Origin of the sequence: Prauserella muralis (genome assembly GCF_003202285.1) — a bacterium.
GTDB lineage: Bacteria > Actinomycetota > Actinomycetes > Mycobacteriales > Pseudonocardiaceae > Prauserella_B > Prauserella_B muralis.
In genome coordinates this window covers 371,055-392,127 of record NZ_MASW01000002.1, presented here as the reverse complement: position 1 = coordinate 392,127, position 21,073 = coordinate 371,055, and the positions used below count along the sequence as shown (strand labels likewise).

General features: G+C 73.0%; 21 protein-coding genes. 6 read left to right on the top strand and 15 right to left on the bottom strand.

Annotated features, from left to right (window positions below; translation table 11 throughout):
- Positions 1-194 precede the first annotated feature (194 nt).
- Positions 195-1,547 (top strand): DEAD/DEAH box helicase, encoded by a 1,353-nt coding sequence (locus BAY60_RS12920; protein WP_112281189.1) that lies wholly within the window; start codon positions 195-197, stop codon positions 1,545-1,547.
- A 12-nt stretch (positions 1,548-1,559) separates the two neighbouring features.
- Here the strand turns inward: BAY60_RS12920 and BAY60_RS12915 are convergent, their stop codons facing one another.
- On the bottom strand, positions 1,560-2,297 hold the full coding sequence (locus BAY60_RS12915) for a PIG-L deacetylase family protein (RefSeq protein ID WP_112281188.1): 738 nt from the start codon (positions 2,295-2,297) through the stop codon (positions 1,560-1,562).
- Positions 2,298-2,341: 44 nt separating this feature from the next.
- Here BAY60_RS12915 and BAY60_RS12910 point away from each other — a divergent pair, with 44 nt between their 5' ends.
- A complete protein-coding gene (locus BAY60_RS12910) occupies positions 2,342-3,529 on the top strand; it encodes an 8-amino-7-oxononanoate synthase (RefSeq protein ID WP_112281187.1) in 1,188 nt (395 codons plus the stop codon).
- Between the two features lie 10 nt (positions 3,530-3,539).
- On the opposite strand, the gene BAY60_RS12905 is transcribed toward BAY60_RS12910, so the two are convergent.
- Positions 3,540-4,559 (bottom strand): hypothetical protein, encoded by a 1,020-nt coding sequence (locus BAY60_RS12905; RefSeq protein WP_112281186.1) that lies wholly within the window; start codon positions 4,557-4,559, stop codon positions 3,540-3,542.
- A gap of 2 nt (positions 4,560-4,561) precedes the next feature.
- Complete coding sequence (locus tag BAY60_RS12900; RefSeq protein ID WP_112281185.1) at positions 4,562-5,074, bottom strand: SigE family RNA polymerase sigma factor; 513 nt, start codon at positions 5,072-5,074, stop codon at positions 4,562-4,564.
- Between the two features lie 153 nt (positions 5,075-5,227).
- On the opposite strand from BAY60_RS12900, the gene BAY60_RS12895 reads away from it, so the two are divergent.
- Entirely contained in the window at positions 5,228-5,431 is a 204-nt protein-coding gene (locus BAY60_RS12895; protein ID WP_112281184.1) for a DUF3072 domain-containing protein, read from the top strand.
- A 123-nt stretch (positions 5,432-5,554) separates the two neighbouring features.
- Here the strand turns inward: BAY60_RS12895 and BAY60_RS12890 are convergent, their stop codons facing one another.
- Positions 5,555-6,001 (bottom strand): GNAT family N-acetyltransferase, encoded by a 447-nt coding sequence (locus BAY60_RS12890; RefSeq protein WP_112281183.1) that lies wholly within the window; start codon positions 5,999-6,001, stop codon positions 5,555-5,557.
- Between the two features lie 12 nt (positions 6,002-6,013).
- Positions 6,014-6,790 (bottom strand): S1 family peptidase, encoded by a 777-nt coding sequence (locus BAY60_RS12885; protein ID WP_112281182.1) that lies wholly within the window; start codon positions 6,788-6,790, stop codon positions 6,014-6,016.
- Positions 6,791-6,881: 91 nt separating this feature from the next.
- Between BAY60_RS12885 and BAY60_RS12880 the strand changes: the two genes are divergently transcribed.
- Positions 6,882-8,375: a cobyric acid synthase gene (locus BAY60_RS12880; RefSeq protein WP_112281181.1), complete on the top strand. Its 1,494-nt coding sequence runs from the start codon at positions 6,882-6,884 to the stop codon at positions 8,373-8,375.
- Here the strand turns inward: BAY60_RS12880 and BAY60_RS12875 are convergent.
- Positions 8,360-9,376 carry a CobW family GTP-binding protein gene (locus BAY60_RS12875; protein WP_112281180.1) on the bottom strand — a complete coding sequence of 339 codons (1,017 nt, stop codon included), beginning with the start codon at positions 9,374-9,376 and terminating at the stop codon, positions 8,360-8,362. The two genes, BAY60_RS12880 and BAY60_RS12875, sit on opposite strands and share 16 nt — an antisense overlap.
- A gap of 80 nt (positions 9,377-9,456) precedes the next feature.
- Between BAY60_RS12875 and BAY60_RS12870 the strand changes: the two genes are divergently transcribed.
- Positions 9,457-10,842 carry a mycothione reductase gene (locus BAY60_RS12870; RefSeq protein WP_112282348.1) on the top strand — a complete coding sequence of 462 codons (1,386 nt, stop codon included), beginning with the start codon at positions 9,457-9,459 and terminating at the stop codon, positions 10,840-10,842.
- Between the two features lie 10 nt (positions 10,843-10,852).
- On the opposite strand, the gene BAY60_RS12865 is transcribed toward BAY60_RS12870, so the two are convergent.
- Entirely contained in the window at positions 10,853-12,088 is a 1,236-nt protein-coding gene (locus BAY60_RS12865) for a CynX/NimT family MFS transporter (RefSeq protein WP_112281179.1), read from the bottom strand.
- Between the two features lie 75 nt (positions 12,089-12,163).
- On the opposite strand from BAY60_RS12865, the gene BAY60_RS12860 reads away from it, so the two are divergent.
- Positions 12,164-12,847: a FadR/GntR family transcriptional regulator gene (locus tag BAY60_RS12860; protein ID WP_112281178.1), complete on the top strand. Its 684-nt coding sequence runs from the start codon at positions 12,164-12,166 to the stop codon at positions 12,845-12,847.
- Between the two features lie 82 nt (positions 12,848-12,929).
- On the opposite strand, the gene BAY60_RS12855 is transcribed toward BAY60_RS12860, so the two are convergent.
- From BAY60_RS12855 to BAY60_RS12825, 8 genes are all read right to left on the bottom strand, one after another.
- Positions 12,930-14,741: a helix-turn-helix domain-containing protein gene (locus tag BAY60_RS12855; protein WP_112282347.1), complete on the bottom strand. Its 1,812-nt coding sequence runs from the start codon at positions 14,739-14,741 to the stop codon at positions 12,930-12,932.
- 5 nt (positions 14,742-14,746) lie between these two features.
- Positions 14,747-16,099 carry an MFS transporter gene (locus BAY60_RS12850; protein ID WP_112281177.1) on the bottom strand — a complete coding sequence of 451 codons (1,353 nt, stop codon included), beginning with the start codon at positions 16,097-16,099 and terminating at the stop codon, positions 14,747-14,749.
- Positions 16,100-16,154: 55 nt separating this feature from the next.
- Entirely contained in the window at positions 16,155-16,907 is a 753-nt protein-coding gene (locus BAY60_RS12845; RefSeq protein WP_112281176.1) for a 3-hydroxybutyrate dehydrogenase, read from the bottom strand.
- Between the two features lie 87 nt (positions 16,908-16,994).
- Positions 16,995-17,852 carry a type I methionyl aminopeptidase gene (map, locus tag BAY60_RS12840; protein ID WP_112281175.1) on the bottom strand — a complete coding sequence of 286 codons (858 nt, stop codon included), beginning with the start codon at positions 17,850-17,852 and terminating at the stop codon, positions 16,995-16,997.
- On the bottom strand, positions 17,831-17,992 hold the full coding sequence (locus BAY60_RS37065; protein WP_170160394.1) for a hypothetical protein: 162 nt from the start codon (positions 17,990-17,992) through the stop codon (positions 17,831-17,833). The genes map and BAY60_RS37065 overlap by 22 nt, the downstream gene beginning before the upstream one ends.
- Positions 17,989-18,186, bottom strand: coding sequence for a type II toxin-antitoxin system Phd/YefM family antitoxin (locus BAY60_RS12835; RefSeq protein ID WP_112281174.1), 198 nt, complete (start codon positions 18,184-18,186; stop codon positions 17,989-17,991). Before BAY60_RS12835 ends, BAY60_RS37065 begins: the two co-directional genes overlap by 4 nt.
- A gap of 18 nt (positions 18,187-18,204) precedes the next feature.
- A complete protein-coding gene (locus BAY60_RS12830; protein WP_342769770.1) occupies positions 18,205-20,022 on the bottom strand; it encodes a penicillin-binding transpeptidase domain-containing protein in 1,818 nt (605 codons plus the stop codon).
- A 161-nt stretch (positions 20,023-20,183) separates the two neighbouring features.
- The gene (locus tag BAY60_RS12825; protein WP_112281173.1) at positions 20,184-21,038 is read right to left on the bottom strand and encodes a GNAT family N-acetyltransferase; all 855 of its coding nucleotides are present in this window, start codon (positions 21,036-21,038) and stop codon (positions 20,184-20,186) included.
- Between the last annotated feature and the right edge of the window lie 35 nt (positions 21,039-21,073).

Genomic DNA, 21,073 nt, shown 5'->3' with positions numbered 1-21,073 from the left:
TAGACTCGTCGGAGCACCGCCACCAACCGGACGGCTCAACCTCGTGCGGTGCTCCACCCATCAGTCGGCGCGCGGTCCCCGTCCGTGCCCTGCGCCGGGTTCGTCCCTGTGAACGCCCATCGCACCACCATCGCGACCTGCCCGGACCCGGGCAACGGGCCTCCTTGTGACGTGCCACGTCCGAGAGGCATTGAGTGACCACGACTTTGTCGACATCGTTCGCCGACCTGAACCTTCCGAAGCCGCTGCTGCGCACGCTGCAGCAGGCGGGCATGACGGAGGCCTTCCCGATCCAGGCGGCGACCCTGCCCGACGCGCTGGCAGGCCGGGACGTGCTCGGCCGCGCGCAGACGGGCTCCGGCAAGACCCTCGCCTTCGGCCTCGCGCTGCTGGCCAGGCTCGACGGCGGCGCGGCGCGGCCCAAGCAGCCACGCGCCCTCGTCCTCGTTCCCACCCGCGAGCTGGCCATGCAGGTCGCGGACGTGCTGATCCCGCTGGCGAAGTCGCTGGGCCTGTGGTGCCGCACGGCTGTCGGCGGCATGGCCTTCGGCCGCCAGTCCGAGGCGCTGGCACGGGGCGTCGACCTGCTGATCGCCACGCCCGGCCGCCTGTCCGACCACGTCCGGCAGGGCACCTGCCGGCTGGACCAGGTCCAGTTCGTGGCGCTCGACGAGGCCGACCAGATGGCCGACATGGGCTTCCTGCCACAGGTGCGGGAGATCCTCGACCTGACGCCGCGTGACGGCCAGCGCCTGCTGTTCTCCGCGACGCTGGACGGCGACGTCGAGCGGCTGGTCAAGGCGTATCTGACCAACCCGGTGACGCACTCGGTGGCGCCGGTCACGGCGAGCATCGACACGATGGACCACTACCTGATCGAGGTGGCGCACGAGCACAAGCAGGGCGTCATCACCGAGATCGGAGCGCGTGAGGGCCGCACGATCATGTTCGTGCGCACCAAGCACCACGCCGACCGGCTCACCAAGAAGCTGCGCTCGCAGGGCGTGGCCGCGGGCGCGCTGCACGGCGGCAAGACGCAGGGACAGCGCAACCGGGTGCTCGCCGACTTCAAGGACGGCCGGACTCCGGTGCTGGTGGCCACCGACGTCGCCGCGCGCGGCATCCACGTCGACGACGTGAGCCTGGTGCTGCACGTCGACCCCGCGGCCGACCACAAGGACTACCTGCACCGCGCGGGGCGCACCGCGCGGGCCGGGGCGTCCGGCACGGTGGTGACCCTCATTACGCGTGACCAGCGGCGCACCGTGCGCCGGATGACCGACAAGGCGGGGGTGCGCCCTCGCCAGCTCGCGGTCATGCCGGGCGATGCCGAGCTGGCCCGCGCCACCGGCGCCCGCAGGCCCAGTGGCATTCCGGTGGCCGAGCACCAGCCGTCCCGGCACTCAGGGGCGCCCCAGCACCCCGGCCGCCGCGCCGCCCAGGGGCGCGGAAGGCCCCCGTTCGGCGGGCGCAGGGAGCCGGGCGCGGGCGGGCAGAAGGGCCGCCAGCAGCGGCCGGGGCGCCGCCCGTCCCGCGCGCACGCCTGACGCACGCGTCGGCTACATCGGGATCAGCTCGAACGCACACGCCAAGCCGCCGCCGAACCGCTTGCCGGTCTCGGCGGCGGCTTCGCGCAGGAAGGTGTCCGGGTCGGCCATCGCGTTCTCGCCCAGCCCGGCGAGATAGGCCCTGTGCTCGCGCAGCGAGTCGACGGCCCTGTCGATGGTGGTGGTGATGTCCACGGCGTGCGTGGCCTCCGGCGAGGCGACGACGGCGACCCAGCGCACGCCCTGCCACGGCTCGAGGCCCTCGTCGAGCAGGTCGCGGAACACCCACCGGTTGGCGGCGTCGCGCACGGCGTCGAGTGTCGCCTGCCCGACGTGCCGGTGGTCGGCCATGTTGAGCCACTGACCGCCAGGCCAGGTGTCGTGGTGGTTGGTCATCACGACGAGCTCCGGCCGATGCCTGCGGATGGCGGCGGCGATGTCCCTGCGCAGCGGCAGCCCGTACTCGATCATGCCGTCGGCATGGTCGAGGAACTCGACGGTGTGCACGCCCACCACGGCCGCGCTGGCGACCTGCTCGCGTTCGCGCAGCGGGCCTGCCTCCTCGGGCGTCATGCCGTCGATCCCGGCCTCGCCGCGCGTGGCCAGTACGTAGGCCACCTCCCGGCCCTCGTCGGTCCACCGCGCGATGGCGCCCGAACCGCCGTACTCCAGATCGTCGGGATGCGCCACCACCGCCAGCGCGCGCGTCCAGCCGTCAGGCATCTCGGCAAGTCGTGCGTCCTGTGTCACCCTCGCTCCCCCTCCTCGATCGGCCCGGTGCGAGACTGCCAGGCGTGAACGCACCCGGTCCAGCTTTCCCCGCACTCCAGCCCGACGAGGTTTTCGACTGGCTCGACGCCGAGGCGGCCAGGCGCTCCGAGGCCGGCCTGGTGCGACGGTTGCGGGCTCGCGGGCCCAGCACCGACGAGCTGGACCTCGCGGGCAACGACTACCTCGGGCTGGCGCGGGACAAGCGCGTGGCGGGCGCCGCCGCGGCGGCCTCGCTGCGCTGGGGCGCGGGATCCACCGGGTCCCGGCTCGTGACCGGCTCCACGGAACTGCACGCCGAGCTGGAGCACGAGCTGGCCCGGTTCTGCGGCACGCAGGCGGCGCTGGTGTTCTCCTCCGGCTTCACCGCGAACCTGGGCGCCGTGACGGCCCTGTCCGGTGCCGAGTCGGCGATCGTCACCGACAAGTACATCCACGCCTCGCTCATCGAGGGCTGCCGCCTTTCCCGCGCCGACATCGCCGCCGTCGGCCATGCCGACCCGGCGGCCATCGCCCACGCACTGGCCACCCGCCGCAAGCAGCGGGCGCTGGTGGTCACCGACTCGGTGTTCTCCGTGGACGGCGACGTCGCGCCGCTGCGTGAGCTGTCCGAGGCCTGCCGCACGCACGGCGCGGCGCTGCTCGTCGACGACGCGCACGGCTTCGGTGTGCTCGGCGACGGCGGCCGCGGCGCCGTGCACGACGCCGGCCTCGCCGGGGAGCCGGACGTCGTCACCACGATCACGCTGTCCAAGGCGCTCGGAGCGCAGGGCGGTGCCGTGCTGGGCCCCCGCAGGGTCATCCGGCATCTCGTCGACACGGCGCGCAGCTTCGTCTTCGACACCGCGCTGGCACCGGGCAGCGCGGCGGCCGCACTGGCGGCGCTCGGGGTGCTGCGCGAGGAGCCGGGACTGGCCGAGCGGGTGCTCACCGTGGCGGGCTCGCTGGCGCACGGCCTGCGCGAAGCGGGGTTGCAGGTCAGCGGCTCCGGTGGCGCGGTGGTGTCGGTGCGGGCACCGGGCCCCGGCGAGGCTCAGGCGTGGGCAGGCGCGTGCGCCGAGCACGGCATCCGGGTGGGCTGCTTCCGCCCGCCGTCGGTGCCGGACGGCGTCTCCCGACTGCGGCTGACCGCGCGCGCCGACCTCGCCGAGTCCGATGTGGACCGCGCCGTGAAGGTGGTCGCCGAACTCGCCCCGCCCGGCGCCCGGGGCTGATGGCGGCCGCTCAGCCGATGACCGTCGTGGTCCAGTCCCGCTCGTCGGGACCGAGCAACGTGATCCGGTCCAGCAGGCCCTGAGCCCCGCCGATCGAACCGAGGTCCGCGGCGTTCGGGCGGTCGATCCGGACACACGCCCGCAGGGAGTTCTCCGTGGTGCACACCGGCTCACCCCTGCCGTCCGGCGCGCCGCCGCCCTCGGGGCGGACGTCGATGACCACGTTGGCGCCGTTGACGGTGTAGAACAGCTGCATGGTCCACGGAACGCCGTCCTGCGAGGGCCGGCGCGACAGCAGGCCGTCCGCGAGGTGGAAGCCACCGGGCAGGCCGGAGATGCGCAGCGGAAGCGGCACCGGATAGTCCCCGACGGTGACGCCCTCGGCGACGCGCAGGAGCGTCTGCCGCACGTCCGGGATGTCGAGGTAGTACGCGTTGAGCTCCGCCCAGCGGCCGTCGCCGGTGCGCCAGCGCAGGTACGAGTCGCCGCCGTTGAGCGGGTCGGCGGGGTTCACCGTGACCCAGTAGCCGTCCCGGTCGCCGACTTTGGTGGGGACCTTGACGGCCTCGCCGCCCATCTCGCCGAGCCGGTCGGCAGGAGGCTCCTTGTCGTACACCGCCAGCCAGATCATGGCCGGGTACTGCCCGTCGCCGATGGCCAGCGTGTAGTCGCCGTGGGCGCCGACGCCGTACTCGACGCCGCGGATCACCTCCGGCAGCCAGCCGAACCCCGCCTTGGCGATCATCGGGTTCGCTCCTGCGGCGGTCTTCGCGGTGGGCACCGGCGGCCGCGCCGGGTCGCTGGGACTGGAGGCCTGCGGTGCGGGGCTGGGACCGTCCAGCAGCGGCGGCAGCACCACGCTCGCCGCCACGATCACCGCGGCGCAGCCACCCGCGGCCGCGGACACGCGGAACCTGCGCCTGCGCCGCCCTGCCCTCTTCGCGGCATCCAGGTCGAGCGCCATCGGCGGCGCGGGGCTCTCCGCCAGTTCCCTGAGGCGGGTGGCGAGATCGGTCGTTTCCTCGGTCATGGCTACCCCTCCGGTGTGCCGATGGGCTCGCTGCGCAGCCGCGCGCGCAGCGTCTCGATGGCGTGCGCCGTCTGGCTCTTGACGGTGCCCGCGGAGCAGTCGAGCGTTCTGGCGACCTCGGCCACCGGCAGGTCGCAGAAGTAGCGCAGGACCACCGTGGCCCGTTGCCGGGGCGGTAGCTCGCCGAGCGCCGCCCGCAGGTCGAGCACCGCGTCGTGGTCGCTCTCGCGGGCGACGAGTTCCTCCTGGCTGTGCCGGAGGTCGACCAGCCTGCGCCAGGCCGTGCGCTGCTCGGCCAGGAACGTGTTGACGACCGTCTTGCGGGCGTAGCCGTCGAGGTTCCACGCCGTGCTGGCCCGGTGCCAGTTGGTGTAGAGCTTGGTCACGCCTGTCTGCACGAGGTCGTCGGCCCGGTGCCAGTCGCCACACAGCAGGTAGGCCACCTGGCGCAGCCACGGTGCCCGTGCCGTCACGTACTCCGTGAACTCCGCGTCGCGCCCGCGCCCGGTTCTCATCGGCGGCACCGTCCCTCCAGTTGTGCTCCAGCGCGCCCGTCACCGGGTAGATGCCGTCAGCCGCACGATCGGTTGCATGCCGGGCGCCAGGCATGGCGACGCGCCCGGCCGGGTACCACCGGAATCGAACACATGCTCGACGAAAGGTGTGCCATGAGCGAGGAGCAGGGTTTCCAGAACCCGGAGAAGGACCGCGGCGACTGGGTGACCGGCGACGAGGCGATGACCGGCCCGCAGCGGTCGTACCTGCAGACACTCGCCCAGGAAGCCGGCGAGGACGTGCCGGACGACCTCACCAAGGCGCAGGCGTCCGAGCTGATCGACAGGCTGAAGAACCGAACCGGCAGGGGCACGTAGCCGCCCGGCACGCAGCCAAAGCTCCCCAATGCGGCATTGGTGGCGTTGAACGCTACGAATGCCGCATTGGGGAAGTTGAGCGCTACGAATGTGGCATTGGGGAGCTTGGGGGCGGCGGGTCGGCTACCGCGGGGTGCGGGCTGGGCGGCGCATCCGGATGTGCGGGATGCCGTCCTCCTCGTACACCTCGCCCTCGGGCGCGAAGCCGAACCGGGCGTAGAAGCCCTCCGCGTAGGTCTGGGCGTCGAGCACGCACTCGGCGTCGCCGACGTACTCCATCGCGGCCTCCATGAGCCGCGCGCCGAGCCCGGTGCCACGCGCGGAGGGTGCCGTGCACACCCGGCCGATACGCCGCACCCCGCCCGGGTCGGCGAGCACCCGCAGACACCCCGCGACGCCGTCCTCGCCGGGTGCCCAGATGTGGTACGTGCTGGGCAGCAGATCTTTGCCGTCGATCTCGGCATACGGCGCCTCCTGCTCGACGACGAACACGTCGACACGCAGGCGCAGCAGGTCGTGCAGTTCGGCAGCGGTCAGCTCAGGACCGGGGCGGGCCAGCAGATCGGTCACCCGCCATGCCTATCAGACGCCGGAGAGCGACCCCGCATAGGTGGCCACGCGGGTGTAGACGCCGGGCTTGCCCGGGGCGGCGCAGCCCTGCCCCCACGAGACGATGCCGATCAGCGTGTTGCCCACCATGAGCGGCCCGCCCGAGTCGCCCTGGCACGCGTCGACGCCGCCCTCCGGATACCCCGCGCACACCATGGTGTGCGGGTCGTAGGTGCCGTAGGCGGTGCCGCACGTGCGGTCGTCGACCAGCGGCACCTGGGCGCCGCGCAGCGTGTCCGACCGGGGGCCGCCGTCGGACAGCCTGCCCCAGCCGAGCACGGTGGCCATCGTCCCCGGCGCGTACAGCGCCTGGTCGGCAGGCCCGGCCATCCGCGCAGGGCGGTACGGCAGGTCCCGCGCGAGCTCGAGCACGGCGATGTCGTTGCCGGTGGTCGGGTCCTCGTACTCGGGGGCGACCGACACGCGGCGCACCGCGGACTCCATGCCGTCGGCCGCGTCCTTGTCCTGCCGCCCCGCCACGACGCCGAGGTCGGAGCTGTCGACGGCCACGGCGCAGTGCGCGGCGGTGAGCACGGTGTCCGCCGCGACGAGCGTGCCGCCGCAGAACTGGTTGCCCCGTCCGTCCACGAGGAACACCGCGTACGGGTGGTCGGCGACCGCAACCTCCTTGCCGCCCACGATGTTCGGCTGCACTCCGCTCGAACGGCCCTGCATGGCGAGCGGCACGAACACCGCGGCCAGCAACAGCACGGCGCCCGCGACCAGGCCGTGACGGAGCTTTGTCGACATGCGCTTCCCCCTCGTCGGACAGACCACGCCCACCCTAGGCCGGACCTGCCCGGATCCGGGGTCACTGGATTGGGTGGTTTACGTTGAGGCCATGGGAGGCGGGCTGCTCATCGCCGGGACGACGTCGGACGCCGGCAAGTCGACGGTCGCCGCCGGGCTGTGCCGCTGGCTCGCCCGCCGCGGCGTGCGCGTGGCGCCGTTCAAGGCGCAGAACATGTCGAACAACTCCATGGTGTGCCCCGACGGCGCGGAGATCGGCAGGGCGCAGTGGCTGCAGGCCGTCGCCGCGGGCGCCGTGCCCGAGTCGGCGATGAACCCGGTGCTGCTCAAACCCGGTGGCGACCGGCGCAGCCACGTCGTGCTGCACGGCGAGCCGTGGGGCGAGCTGCGGGCGGGTGAGTGGGCCACAGGGCGGGCCGCACTCGCCGAGGCGGCCCACGCCGCGCTCGCCGACCTGCGCCGGCGCTACGACGTGGTGATCTGCGAGGGCGCGGGCAGCCCCGCCGAGATCAACCTGCGCGACGGCGACTACGTCAACCTCGGGCTGGCGCGGCAGGCCGGGCTGCCCGTGGTCGTGGTCGGCGACATCGACCGGGGCGGGCTGCTCGCCGCGCTCGCGGGCACCGTCGCCGTGCTCGACAAGGACGATCAGGCGCACGTCGCGGCCTTTCTGGTCAACAAGTTCCGCGGCGATGCCGGGCTGCTCGCGCCCGGCCTGCGCACGCTGACCGAGCTGACCGGCCGCCCGGTGCTCGGAGTGCTGCCGTGGCTGCCGGACGTGTGGCTCGACTCCGAGGACGCGCTCGCCATCGCGGGCTGGGACGGCCACCGCCGCGGCGCCGGGGCGACGCTGCGGGTGGCGGCCGTGCGGCTGCCCCGCGTGTCCAACGCCACCGACCTCGACCCGCTGGCCGCCGAGCCGGGCGTGGCCGTGACCGTGACCGCCGACCCGGACGTGGTGGCCTCCGCCGACCTCGCCGTGCTGCCCGGCACCCGCTCCACCGTGGAGGACCTGGCGTGGCTGCGCGAGCGCGGCATCGCCGACGCGATCGCCCGCCGCGCCGAGACCGGGCGTCCCGTCCTGGGCGTGTGCGGCGGCTACCAGATGCTGGCCCGCACCATCCACGACGACGTCGAGTCGGGGGCGGGTGCGGTGCCCGGGCTCGGCCTGCTGCCGCTGACGGTCCGGTTCTCCGCCACGAAGTCCCTCGGCACCCCGGCGGGCAGCTGGCGGGGGCATCCGGTGACCGGCTACGAGATCCACCACGGCGTCGCCGAGCTCGACACCGGCGCCGAGCCGTTCCTCGACGGCACGCGCCGCGGCGCGGTGTGGGCGACGATGTGGCACGGTGTGTTCGAGCACGACGCCTTCCGCCGGTCCTGGCTCACCGAGGTCGCGCGGCAGGCCGGGGTGGCGTGGGAACCGGCCGACGCGCCCGGGTTCACCGCACGGCGGGAGGCGATGCTCGACGGCCTCGCCGACGCCGTCGAGTCGCATGTGGACACCGCGGCGCTGTTGGCGCTCATCGAGGGCGGCGTGCCGCCCGGACTGCCGTGGGTGCGGCTCGGTCAGGACTCCGCGTAGCGCAGCACCGGCAGCATGCTCTGCGCGTCGACACTGCCGGGGTCGGGCTCGGCGCACGCGTCCAGCTCGGAGCGCAGCTTCTGGGCATCGAGGCCGGCGCCGATCAGCACCAGCTCGGTACGTCGCTTCTCGGCCGCGGCCCACGGTGCCGTGGTGAACCGCACGTAGCCGCCGACGGTGTGCAGCACGTGCTTCTCCTCGTGGCCGTCGACTCCGAAGTAGACGCAGCCCTTCATCCGGTACAGCCCGGAGGGCCTGCCCTCGAGGAACCGCGCGAAGCGGCGCGGATGCAGGGCCTCGGCGCTGAAGGTGAGCGTGTCGTAGACGGCGTGCGCGTGCTCGTGGCAGTCGTCGTGCTCACGGAGGTCGTCGAACGACAGCTGCCGGGGGCCGCCGTCCTGGTCGCGCTGTCGCCGCGGCTCGAACAGCAGTTCCGGGTCCACGCGGCCGTGCACCGCGGGCAGCACGGGGGTGGCGCCCGCGATGTCGCGCACCAGCTCCACCAGCCGCGTTTCGTCGGCGACGCGGTCGGTCTTGTTGAGCACCACGAGGTCGGCCATCCGCAGGTGCTCGTCCAGTTCGGGGTGCCGCTGCCGGGTGTGCTCGAACTCGGCGCCGTCGACCAGCTCCACCAGCCCCCCGTACTCGAGGCCGGGGTTCTCGCCGGCCAGCACCAGCCGCACCAGGCTGCGGGGCTCCGCCAGCCCGCTCGCCTCGATGACCACCAGATCCAGGTCGGTGCCCGGCCCGGTGAGCTTGCCGAGCATCGCGTCGAGGCCACGGGCGTCGACGGCACAGCACAGGCAGCCGTTCTCCAGCGACATCATCGAGTCGACCTGGCCCGCCACGCTCAGCGCGTCGACGTTGACGCTGCCGAAGTCGTTGACCACCACCCCGATCCGGCACCCCCGCGTGTTGCTGAGAAGGTGGTTGAGCAAGGTGGTCTTGCCCGAGCCGAGGAAACCGGCGACGACCACGACCGGGACACGCTGCTTCGCCAAGGCCACACCTTCCGGGAACAACCGCACTGCCACCTGGGTTGGCCGAAGGGCAGCCAACCACCGTCGTGAAGGGTAACGCCGTGCCGCACTACGACCTCGTGATCGTCGGGACAGGGTCCGCGAACTCGATCCTCGACCAGCGCTTCGCGGACCGGAAGGTCGCGATCGTCGAGAAGGGCACCTTCGGCGGCACGTGCCTCAACGTGGGCTGCATCCCCACCAAAATGTTCGTGCACACCGCCGACCTGGCCGCGGCGCCCGCCGCGGGCGCGCGGCTCGGCGTCGACGCGGAACTGACCGGCGTGCGCTGGCGGGAGATCCGCGACCGGATCTTCGGCCGCATCGACCCGATCGCCGCCGGTGGCCGCGAGTACCGCATGGAGCACGACGACAACGCCAACGTGACCGTGTACGAGGGCGCGGGCCGCTTCACCGGCCACAAGGAGCTCACGGTGACCATGGCGGGCAGGCAGGAGACGCTCACCGCCGACGAGTTCGTCCTGGCCGCGGGCGGGCGGCCGGTGGTTCCGGACGTGCCCGGGCTGGAGGAGACCGGCTACCACACCTCCGACACGATCATGCGGATCGACGAGCTGCCCGAGCGCATGGTCATTCTCGGCAGCGGCTTCATCGCCTCGGAGTTCGCGCACATCTTCGGCTCGTTCGGGGTGGACGTCACCGTCGTGGCCCGCTCGGGCGCGCTGCTGCGCATGGAGGACGACGACGTCAGCAGGCGGTTCACCGAACTGGCCGGGCAGCGCTTCGACGTGCGCCTCAACCGCAGGACGGTGCGGGTCCGCCGCGGCGGCGCCGGGGTGGTGCTGGACCTGGAGGGCCCTGGCGGGCCGGAGACCGTCGAGGGTGGTGTGCTGCTCGTGGCCACCGGCAGGCGGCCCAACACCGACCTGCTCGACGTCGGCAGGACGGGCGTGACCACCTCGCCCAGCGGGCATGTCGAGGTGGACGCCTACCAGCGCACCGGCGTGGACGGCATCTACGCGCTCGGCGACCTCTCCTCCTGGCACGAGCTCAAGCACGTCGCCAACCACGAGGCCCGCGTCGTGCAGCACAACCTGCTGCACCCGGACGAGCCGATCGCCGCCGACCACCGGTTCGTGCCGCACGCGGTGTTCACCTCGCCCCAGATCGCGTCCGTGGGGCTGACCGAGCAGGACGCCGCGGCGCGCGGCGTGCCGTACGTGACGGCGACGCAGGACTACGCGGGCATCGCCTACGGCTGGGCGATGGAGGACACCACCGGCTTCGCGAAGCTGCTGGCGGACCCGGAGACGGCGCAGCTCATCGGCGCGCACATCATCGGCCCGCAGGCGCCGACGCTGATCCAGCCGATCGTGCAGGCGATGAGGTTCGGCCTCGACGCGCGGTCGATGGCGCGCGGCCAGTACTGGATCCACCCGGCGATGCCGGAGCTGATCGAGAACGCGCTGCTCAACCTGCCGCTGTGAGCGCCGGGCCTCAGACGTAACGCGGTTTGCCCGCGAACCAGCCCAGCACCATCTGCCCGGCCACCACGGTCAGCAGCATCGCGAACGGCACCGTCCAGTCGCCGGTGACGTCGCGCAGCAGGCCGAACAGGAACGGGCCGAGCGCGGCGAGCAGGTAGCCGAAGCCCTGCGCCATCCCGGAAAGGCTCGCCGTGTCCGCGCTGGTGCGCGCCCGCAGCGCGATGGTGCCGATGGCGAGGGAGAACACGGCCATGCCGATGCCCACGAGCACCGACCACAGCAACGGCGCCGCCGACGGTGCCACCATGAGCCCGGCGATGCCCACGATGCCGAAGGCGCCGAGGCCGACGATCCAGTGGCTCTGGCTGTCGGACCGGGCGGCCAGCGGGGGCACGACCAGGCTCACCGGGAGCCCGATGAGCGAGACCAGGCCCACCATCAGCCCGGCGCCGGTGCGGCTGACGCCGGCGTCCATGAGCACCTGGGGCAGCCAGCCCATCATGATGTAGGCCAGGCACGCCTGGGTGCCGAAGAACAGGGTGACGATCCAGGCGAGCCGGTTGCGCAGCAGCGAGCGGCCGCGGCCGGACGTGCCGGGCGCGGTGATGCTCGGCGAGTTTCTGCGTGGCGCCGCGACCAGCCACAGCACCAGCGCGGCCGCGGCGAGGACGGCCCAGCTCGCCAGGCCCGCGCGCCAGCCGCCGAGTGCCTGGTCCAGCGGCGGGGTCACCGCGGAGCCCGCCGCTCCCCCCGCCTGCAGGGCGGCGGTGTAGATGCCGGTCATCAGCCCGATCCGGGTGGCGAAGGACGACTTCACCACCACCGGGATCAGCACGTTGGCCAGTGCGATGCCTGCGCTGGCCACGAGCGTGCCGCCCAGCACGACGAACGGGCCGTTGAGCACCCGCACCACCAGCCCCGCGGTGAGCACGGTCAGCGCCACCGCGACGGAGGCGTTGACCCCGATGCGCCGCGCGAGCAGCGGCGCCGCCAGCCCGGCGACGGCGAAGCACAGACCCGGCATGGTGGTCAGCGCCCCGGCCCAGGTGGCCGACGCGCCGAGCGTCTCCCGCATCTCGCCGAGCACGGCGCCCACCGAGGTGACCGACGGCCGCAGGTTGAGCGCCGCCAGTACCACGGCGACGGTGAGCAGCAGCCCGCCACCGAGCATCGTGGTGCGGCCCGCGGCCGGGCCGTCGCCCGCGCGCACGTCCTCGTCCAGAGAAGCCCCACGGTCGGTCGCCATGACTCTCAGGCTAGCAAAAGGTAGGATGATGGGCTCAACGGACAATTGTCGCAGCATCGAGACCTGGGAGTAGTTGTGCCGCTGGCCGCGACCCGCCGATCCGGACTCGTCGACCAAGTGATCAGCCAGCTCCGCGAGGCCATCCGGCGGGGCGAGTGGCCGGTCGGCGAGCGCATCCCCACCGAGGCCACGCTCGTCGCCGAGCTCGGGGTCGGGCGGAACACGGTGCGCGAGGCCGTCCGCGCGCTCGCGCACAGCGGCCTGCTGGAGGTGCGCCAGGGCGACGGCACCTACGTGCGCGCCACGAGCGAGGTGTCCGGCGCCATCCGCAGGCTGTGTGGCCAGGAGCTGCGCGAGGTGCTGCAGGTGCGCAAGGTCCTCGAGGTGGAGGGCGCGCGCCTGGCCGCGGGCTGGCGCAGCGAGGAGGAGCTGCGTGAGCTCGCCGCGCTGCTCGCCCGGCGCGACGAGGCCTGGGCGCAGCGGAACTTCGACGAGTTCGTCCGCGTGGACGCCGAGTTCCACCTCGCCACCGTGAAGGCAGGGCACAACGCGCTGCTCACCGAGCTGTACCGCGGGCTGACCGAGGTGGTCACCGCCAGCGTCGCCACCACGACGCAGGCCGACCTGTCCCAGACCGACCCGATCGGCCACCACGGCTTGCTCGACGCGATCGCCGAGCGCGACCCCGACCGCGCCGCCGCCGAGGCGGGTGGCTTCCTCGGCGAGCTGATCGCCCGCGCGGGCGACGATCTCGGCTGAGCCGCAGGGCCGAGCCCAAGGTGCCCTTCGGTACACCATGCGTGCCGAGGGTGCCCTTCGGCTCGCCGCCGGCCGCCGTCGTTCAGGCGCCCTGGCCCGTCAGGTCGTGCAGGCGCAGCGCCAGTTGCAGCTCCAGCGCGCGCTCCGGTGCCTGCCAGCCGGCGCCGAGCAGCGACGAGATCCGTTCCAGCCGCTGCGTCACCGTGTTGACGTGCACGTGCAGCTCGTCCTTCGCGCGCGTCAGGTTGCCCGCGCACGCGAAGTAGGCCCGCAGGGTCCGCAGCAGCTCGGTGCCGCGGGCCTCGTCGTAGTCGAGCACGGGGCCGAGTGTGGCTCTCACGAACTCCGGCACGTCGGCCCGGTCACCCAGCACCAGCCCGACGAACCCCAGGTCGGTGGGCGTCGCGCCGTGGCCCTGCCTGCCGAGCGCGAGCAGCGCCCGCACGCAGCGCACCGCCTCGGCGTGTGCCCTGGCCAGGGCGGCGGGACCGCGCGCCGGTCCCGCCGCCCCCACCGTCACCGGGCAGCCGAGCAGCCGCGTCAGCTCCGCGGCCGTCGCGTTCGCGAACTCGCCCGGCGATCCGGTGTCGGCCAGCAGCACCACCTGCTCGGCGAACACGCCCGCGAGCGCGGCCCTCCGGGCGGCCACCGACGCGAGGCGCGTCCGCGACACGCCCTCGGCATGCAGGGTGAGCACGGCGTGCGGCGCGGCGAGGTCGATGCCGAGCCTGCGGCCGCGGTCGAGCAGCGTCGCCGGGTCCCGGTCCGGGTCGGTGAGCAGGTCGGCCACCAGCTCGCCGCGCACGCGGTCCTCGGCCTCGGCCGCCGAGCGGCGCAGCAACAGCAGCAGGGCGGTCACCACGCTGGCCCGCTCGAACAGGCGACGGTCGGCGTCGGCCAGGTCCGGCCGCCCAGTAAGGGTGATGCTGCCGAGCACCTCGGGGCCGGCCATCACCGCGCACAGCCAGGATCCCCCGTCGGCGACCGCGCGCCCCGCCGCCCGCGACGACGCCAGGGCATGCGGCGAGCGCTGAGCCGGGCCACTGCCCGCCCGGCCCAGCTCGGCGCCGTCGGCGTCGTGCACGACGATGCCGCCGCCGAGCACCGTGGCGACGGCCGCGGCCACCTCGGGCACGTCGGCACCGCCGAGCACCAGTTCGGTGAGCCGGTCGTGCGCGTCCTGGGCCCTGGCGATGCTCTCGTTGTGCGCCTTGATGGTGGCGTTGGCGGCCTCCAGCTCGCGCAGCGCGGCGGCGGTGGACTCGATGAGCCGCGCGTTGTCGATCGCGATGGCCGCGTGGTCGGCGAACGACGACAGCAGCGCCACCTCGTCCGGGGAGAACGTCCTCGGCCGCCGGTCCGAGGCGTACAGCACGCCAATCACCTGCTCGCCGAGCGCGAGCGGCACCCCGAGGATGGCGACGAGACCCTCGTCGGCCACCGCCCTGTCGATCGGCGTGGTGTGCTCGAACCGGGTGTCGTTCGGGTAGTCGGCCGTGGCGTAGGGGCGGGCCGTCTGCGCCACCAGCCCGCCGAGCCCCTCCCCCAGGCCCAGCCGCAGCTGCTGGAACAGCGCCGACGCCGACCCGTCGGTGACCCGCATGTAGGTGCCGCCGTCGTTGTCGTTGAGGCTGAGGTAGGAGACGTCCACGTGCAGCAGCGAACGGGCCCTTCGCACGATCGAGCGCAGCACCGCGTCCAGATCGCGCAGCCGTGCCAGGTCGCTCGCGGTGTCGAACAGGGCGGCCAGCTCGGCCTCCCGCCTGCTGTGCGCGTCCAGCGTGCGGCGGATGCGCACCGCGAGCTCGATCAGGCCGCTGTCCGCGGGAACACGAGCCAGCTCGTCGCTGCTCGCGCCCGCGGACAGCAGTTCCAGCAGCCGGTGGGCGGGGATGTCGGTCACCCCTTCATGGTCACACTCGCGTCCGTGCGCGGGCCCGCGTCGGCCAGCGAGGTCCCGCGGGTCTCCTTGGCCACGAACACCGCGACGATCGTGACCACGCAGGTGGCGGCGACGTACACCGAGATCATCAGGCTGCTGCCGGTGCTGCTGAGCAGCGCGGTGGCGATGAGCGGGGCGATGCCGCCCGCGATGATCGAGGCCAGCTGGTAGCCGATGGAGGCACCGGAGTACCGCACCCGCGTGCCGAACAGCTCGGAGAAGAACGCCGCCTGCGGGCCGTACATCGCGCCGTGCAGCACCAGGCCCACCGTGACGGCGACCATCGTGCCGAGCGCCGACTCGGTGTCGAGCATCGTGAAGAACAGGAAGCTCCACACGAGCATCCCGGTGGCGCCGAACAGGTAGACGGCCCTGCGGCCGATGACGTCGGACAGCCAGCCCCAGAACGGGATCGTCACGAAGTGCACGGCGGAGCCGACGAGCACGGCGTTGAGGCCGACCGACTTCGGCAGGTCCAGGTGACTGGTGAGGTAGACGAGCACGAACGCCGTGATGACGTAGTAGGAGACGTTCTCGGCGAAGCGCGCGCCCATGGCGATCAGCACCTCGCGCCAGCTGTGCCGCAGCACCGTGACGATCGGTGCCTTCTCCGGGGCGGGCTTGTCCCCGGCCTGCTTGACGGCCTCCAGGAACACCGGCGACTCGGCGACCGCGAGCCGGATCCACAGGCCGATGCCGACGAGCAGGCCGGAGAGCAGGAACGGGATGCGCCAGCCCCACGCCTCGAAGGCCGCGTCGCTCTGCACCCCGGCGAGGATGGCCAGCACGGCCGTGGCGAGCAGGTTGCCGCCCGGCACGCCCGCCTGTGGCCAGGACGCCCAGAAGCCGCGCCGTCGTTGGTCGCCGTGTTCGGAGACGATCAGCACGGCGCCACCCCACTCGCCGCCGACCGCGAAGCCCTGCACCAGGCGCAGGAAGACCAGCAGCAGCGGCGCGGCCACGCCGATGGAGGCGTAGGTGGGCAGCAGGCCCATGGCGAACGTGGCGCCGCCCATGAGCAGCAGGCTCAGCACGAGCAGCTTCTTGCGGCCCAGCTTGTCGCCGTAGTGACCGAACACCAGGCCGCCGAGCGGGCGGGCGACGAAGCCGATCGCGTAGGTCGCGAACGCCAGCAGCGTGCCGGTGAGCGGGTCGGCGTCCGGGAAGAAGAGCTTGTTGAACACGAGCGCGGCGGCCGAGCCGTAGAGGAAGAAGTCGTACCACTCGACCGTGGTGCCGATCATGCTGGCACCGACGACCCGCTTGATGGACCGGGATTCGGACCTGGATTCAGGCCTGGACTCAGACATGGGCTCACCACTCCGTTGTGTGTGCGGATGGGGACGGGAACGGGTTGCGCCGCCCTCAGCTGGCGGTCCAGCCGCCGTCGAGGGGAATCGAGGCGCCGGTCAGGTAGGCGGCCTCGGCGGAGCACAGCCACCGGACGAGCGCGGCCACCTCGCCGGGCTCGATCAGCCGCTTGAGCGCGGTGCGATGGAGAAACACCTCACCGAGAACGTCGGCCTCCGCGATGCCGCGGGCCCGGGCCTGGTCGGCCACCTGCCCCTCGACGAGCGCGGTCCGCACGTAGCCGGGATCGACGCAGTTGCTCGTCACCCCGTGCGGCGCGCCCTCGAGGGCGGCGACCTTGCTCAGCCCCTCCAGCCCGTGCTTGGCCGCGACGTAGGCGGCCTTGTGGGGGCTCGCCCGGACGCCGTGCACGCTGGAGATGTTGATCAACCTGCCCCAGCCCCGTTCGTACATGGCGGGCAGGCAGTGCCGCATGAGCAGGAACGGCGTGGTCACCATCAGCTGCTGCATCGCGGCGAACCGGCCGGGCGGGAAGTCCTCGATCGGCGCGATGTGCTGGACGCCCGCGTTGTTGACGAGGATGTCCACGGCGGCGGGCAGCCCGGGGACCGAGCCCGGATCGGTGAGGTCGGCGACATGGGCGAGGGCGCCCGTCTCCCGCGCGGTCGCCGACGCCGCCGCCTCGTCGTGGTCGACGAGGTGGACCTTGGCGCCCGCGGCGGCCAGTGCGGCGACGCACGCGCGGCCGATGCCGCTGGCCCCACCGGTGACGAGGGCGGTTCTGCCCTCCAGCGACGTGCTGGTCATGACAGCCGACCGTAGAAGCAGGCCACTCGGGCGGCCATGGGTGAGCAGCCTACAACTCTCCGGCACACTATGTGGCCGGTTCACATGTCACGGCAGGGTGAGGATCTCCGCGCCGTTCTCGGTGACCAGGATGGTGTGCTCGAACTGGGCGGTCCACTGCTTGTCCTTGGTGGTGACCGTCCAGTCGTCGTCCCAGACGTCGTAGTCGATCGTGCCGAGGGTGATCATCGGCTCGATCGTGAACGTCATGTTCTGCTCGATCACCGTGGTGACCGACGGCTCCTCGTAGTGCAGCACGGTCGGCGCGGTGTGGAAGGCCGGGCCGACGCCGTGGCCGGTGAAGTCGCGGACGACGCCGTAGCCGAAGCGCTTGGCGTAGGACTCGATGACCCGTCCGATCACGTTGAGCTGCCTGCCGGGGCGCACCGCCTTGATCGCGCGTGTCGTGGCCTCACGGGTGCGTTCGACGAGCAGCCGCGCCTCCTCGGACACGTCCCCGGCGAGGAAGGTCGCGTTGGTGTCGCCGTGCACGCCGCCGATGTAGGCGGTGACGTCGATGTTGCAGATGTCGCCGTCCTCGATCACGGTCGAGTCCGGGATGCCGTGGCAGATGACCTCGTTGAGCGAGGTGCAGCACGACTTCGGGAAGTTGCGGTAGCCCAGCGTCGACGGGTAGGCGCCGTGGTCGAGCAGGAACTCGTGGACGACCTTGTCGATGTCGTCGGTGGTGTTGCCCGGCTTGACCGCCTTGCCGCCCTCCTCCAGGGCCTGCGCGGCGATCCGGCCGGCCACCCGCATCGCCTCGATCACCTCGGGCGTGCGCACGCCGTTGCCGGTGTCGCGGCGCGGGACGGCCTTGCCGACGTACTCGGGGCGGGCGATCGAGGAGGGAACGGGACGGCGTGGCGACTGCACGCCGGGCTTCAGCGGGGCACGAACGGGCATGCCCCCAGCCTACGACCCGCCCGGAGCGGCGGCCGGGAGACCGGCGGCACCGCCAGCGACCCGGCGGTATCGAGCAGTGCCGGTCTCCTCGGCAACTGCAGGATGTCGCCGAGGACCAGCTCCGAACGCAGGTAGGTCACGTCGCCGCCTGGCGCACCGCCCCGGGCAGCTCCACTCTGGCGAGCATGTCAGCGATCACGCCGGACTCTCCGGTCGGCCGCAGCTCGGCGACCGGCGCGCCACGGTCGGTGACGGTGAACGACTCCCCCGCGGCGACGCGGCGCAGGTAGACGCTCGCGTTCTGGCGCAGGTCGCGGATGCCGATCGACTTCATGTGCTACCTGGTAGCACTTCAGCGCAGTGCGGACAGGAACCGCTGCGTCGCCTCGACGGCGGGGCCGGACGAGTCCGCCCGCGCCAGCAGGACGGCGAACGCGACGTCGTCCTGGTACCCGGCGAACCAGCCGTGCGAGTGGGTGCCGTCGCCGAACTGGGCGGTGCCCGTCTTGCCGTGCACGCCCGGCAGCCCGGCCAGCCGCCGCGCGGTGCCGTCGGTGACCACCTCGCGCATCATCCTGCGCAGGCTGGCCAGCACCTCCTCGTCCAGCCGCCCGCCCTTCTGCGTCACCTGCGTCCTCATGCCGCGCAGCAGGCTCGGCACGGGCGTCTCGCCGGAGGCGACGGTGGCGGCGACGAGGGCCATGCCGAACGGGCTTGCCAGCGTCTTGCCCTGGCCGAAGCCGTTCTCGGCGCGCTGCACGATCGGTTTGGCTGGCGGCACCGAACCGGTGATGGTCGTGATGCCGGGCACCACGAAGTCGGCGCCGATGCCGAGGTCCTGCGCGGTGACGGTCAGCGCGTCGGGCGGAAGCTCGGCGGCCAGCTTCGCGAAGGTGGTGTTGCAGGAGCGCGCGAACGCGGTGTGCAACGGCACGGTGCCCAGGTCGAAGCGGTGGTCGTTCGGCACGAGCCTGCCCTCGATGACCGTGGTGGCCGGGCACTCGACCTTCGAGTTGGGGGTCACCGTCTTGGCCGACAGCGCGGCCGCGGCCGTGACGATCTTGAAGGTCGAGCCGGGCGGGTAGCGCCCGGTGAGCGCGATCGCGCCCTGCGGGTCGGCCCTGGGGTTCTGCGCCACGGCGAGCAGCTCGCCGGTGGAGGCCTGCATCGCCACGATCGCGCCGGGCACGCCGACCCCGGTCAGCGCGTCCTCCGCCGCCTGCTGGGTGCCGACGCTGAGCGTGCTGGTGACCGCGTCGGCAGGGCGTGGCGCCTCGCTGTGCAGCTCGGCGATCTCGGCGCCGGTCGCGTCCACCGTCACCACGCGCCAGCCCGCGCGGCCGGCGACCTGGTCGGCCACGGTGCCGCGGATGGCGGGCAGCACCTGGCTGCCGAAGTCACGGCGCGTGGACAGCAGCCGTTCCTCGCTGGTGAAGTGCACCCCGGGCAGGTCGTAGATCGCCGGCTTCACGGCCTGGTAGTCCGCGGAGCGCAGGGTGGCCGCGAGGTAGCTGCCGCCCTTCTCCGTGCCGTTGATGCCGTCGAGCAGGGACTGCCTGGTGATGCTGGCCTCGAGCGGGTTGAGCTGCCTGGCCAGCGTGCCCACGACGTGGTCGAGCCGCTCACCGGCCTTCTCCTTGTCGACCAGGACGTGCACCACCGTGCCCGCCTGCAGCAGCGGGTTGCCGTCCCGGTCGAGCACCGGTGCGGGCGCGGGTGTCTCCACCTGCAGGGCCAGCGACTGCTGCGCGCCGAGATCCGGATGGATCAGTTCGGGTGTCCAGCGCAGCCGCCACTGCCCGTCCACCGTGTGCAGCTGTGCCGAGGCGGCGTAGCCCCAGCGCCTGCCCTCGCCGAGCCGCCAGTCGAGCCGGTACCTGGCGGTGGCCTGCTCGTCGCTCGCGCCGTCCTCGACACCGGTGACCTGGGTGCCGAGCGACTTCGGTTTCAGCGCGCCCCGGGCCTGGTCGAGCACGGCCTTCGCGACCTTGGGCGAGTCGGTGAGCCCGGCGGCCCGCGCCGTGTCACCGCGCGCGAACGCGCCCAGGAACTCGCCGGTCACGTCGTCCGGCCCGCTGCCGCTGTCGAACACGCTGCATCCTGTCAGCACCAGCACAGCACTCAGCAGCGCCGCGGCGATCCGGTATGTCCCCTGACGTCCTCCCAGCACACCGAGCAGACTATGCCGACGCCTGCCCGGCCGTGCTCAGGGGCAGGCCCGTGTCGGGCGCCGGGTTCCGGTGACGATCCGTGGCGAGGCTGCCGCCGAGCCCGAGGGCACCGTGGGCACGACCTGTGTACCCACGGTGCCCTTCGGCTCGTCGCCGGAGGTCAGAACAGCACGGTGGCGTAGCGGCCGACCTGGCGGAAGCCGACCTTGCGGTAGACGGTCAGCGCCGGGGCGTTGTAGGCGTTGACATACAGGCTGGCGATGCGGCCCATGCCGTGCACAAGGCGCGCCGCCACGGCGGCGGTGCCTGCGGCGCCGAGCCCCTCGCCGCGCCGGTCGGGATGCACCCACACCCCCTGGATCTGCCCCACCGACTCCGACAGCGCGCCGATCTCCGCCTTGAAGACCACCTCACCGTTCTCGAAGCGGGCGAACGCCCGGCCGCCCGCGATCAGCTCGGCCACCCGCGCGCGGTAGCCCGCGCCGCCGTCGCCTGCGCGCGGGTCGACGCCGACCTCCTCCAGGAACATCGAGATCGCGGCGGGCAGGTAGCGCTCCAGTTCGGTGGGACGGACGGGCCGGACGAGCCGGTCGGCCGGCAGCGCGGGCTGGCGGTCGAGCGCCATCAGCGGCTGGTCGGCGCGCACCTCGCGGGCGGGCCCCCACTCGGCGGCCAGCTCGTCCCACAGCCCGAGCACCTGGTCGGCGGGCCCCACGAGCGAGGAACACGTCCGGTGCTTGCGCAGCGCCCGGTCGGCGAACGAGCGCAGCGCCGCGGCGTTGCCGCGCAACGGGATCAGGTTCGGGCCGGAGAAGCACAACCCGCGCAGCTCGCCGGTGCGGCCATGCCGCCCGTCGGCACCCCACAGTTCACCGCCGAGCCGCCATGGGTCGAGCCCAGCCACTTCCACGCGCGCGGAGACCATGCAGCTACCCACCGGGTCGGCGGCCAGCGCCGCCCGGACCGCCGGGTAGTCCTTGTCGTCGAGCAGCCGCGCACCAGCAAGCCGCAACACGGCTCCAGCCTGCCAGATGAACGCCGGTAACGGAA

Coding starts and splice junctions, on each gene's coding strand:
- BAY60_RS12905 (WP_112281186.1), bottom strand. CDS start 4,559: ATGACCGAGGAAACGACCGATCTCGCCACCCGCCTCAGGGAACTGGCG.
- BAY60_RS12900 (WP_112281185.1), bottom strand. CDS start 5,074: ATGAGAACCGGGCGCGGGCGCGACGCGGAGTTCACGGAGTACGTGACG.
- BAY60_RS12895 (WP_112281184.1), top strand. CDS start 5,228: ATGAGCGAGGAGCAGGGTTTCCAGAACCCGGAGAAGGACCGCGGCGAC.
- BAY60_RS12885 (WP_112281182.1), bottom strand. CDS start 6,790: ATGTCGACAAAGCTCCGTCACGGCCTGGTCGCGGGCGCCGTGCTGTTG.
- BAY60_RS12880 (WP_112281181.1), top strand. CDS start 6,882: ATGGGAGGCGGGCTGCTCATCGCCGGGACGACGTCGGACGCCGGCAAG.
- BAY60_RS12865 (WP_112281179.1), bottom strand. CDS start 12,088: ATGGCGACCGACCGTGGGGCTTCTCTGGACGAGGACGTGCGCGCGGGC.
- BAY60_RS12850 (WP_112281177.1), bottom strand. CDS start 16,099: ATGTCTGAGTCCAGGCCTGAATCCAGGTCCGAATCCCGGTCCATCAAG.
- BAY60_RS12845 (WP_112281176.1), bottom strand. CDS start 16,907: ATGACCAGCACGTCGCTGGAGGGCAGAACCGCCCTCGTCACCGGTGGG.
- map (WP_112281175.1), bottom strand. CDS start 17,852: ATGCCCGTTCGTGCCCCGCTGAAGCCCGGCGTGCAGTCGCCACGCCGT.
- BAY60_RS12835 (WP_112281174.1), bottom strand. CDS start 18,186: ATGAAGTCGATCGGCATCCGCGACCTGCGCCAGAACGCGAGCGTCTAC.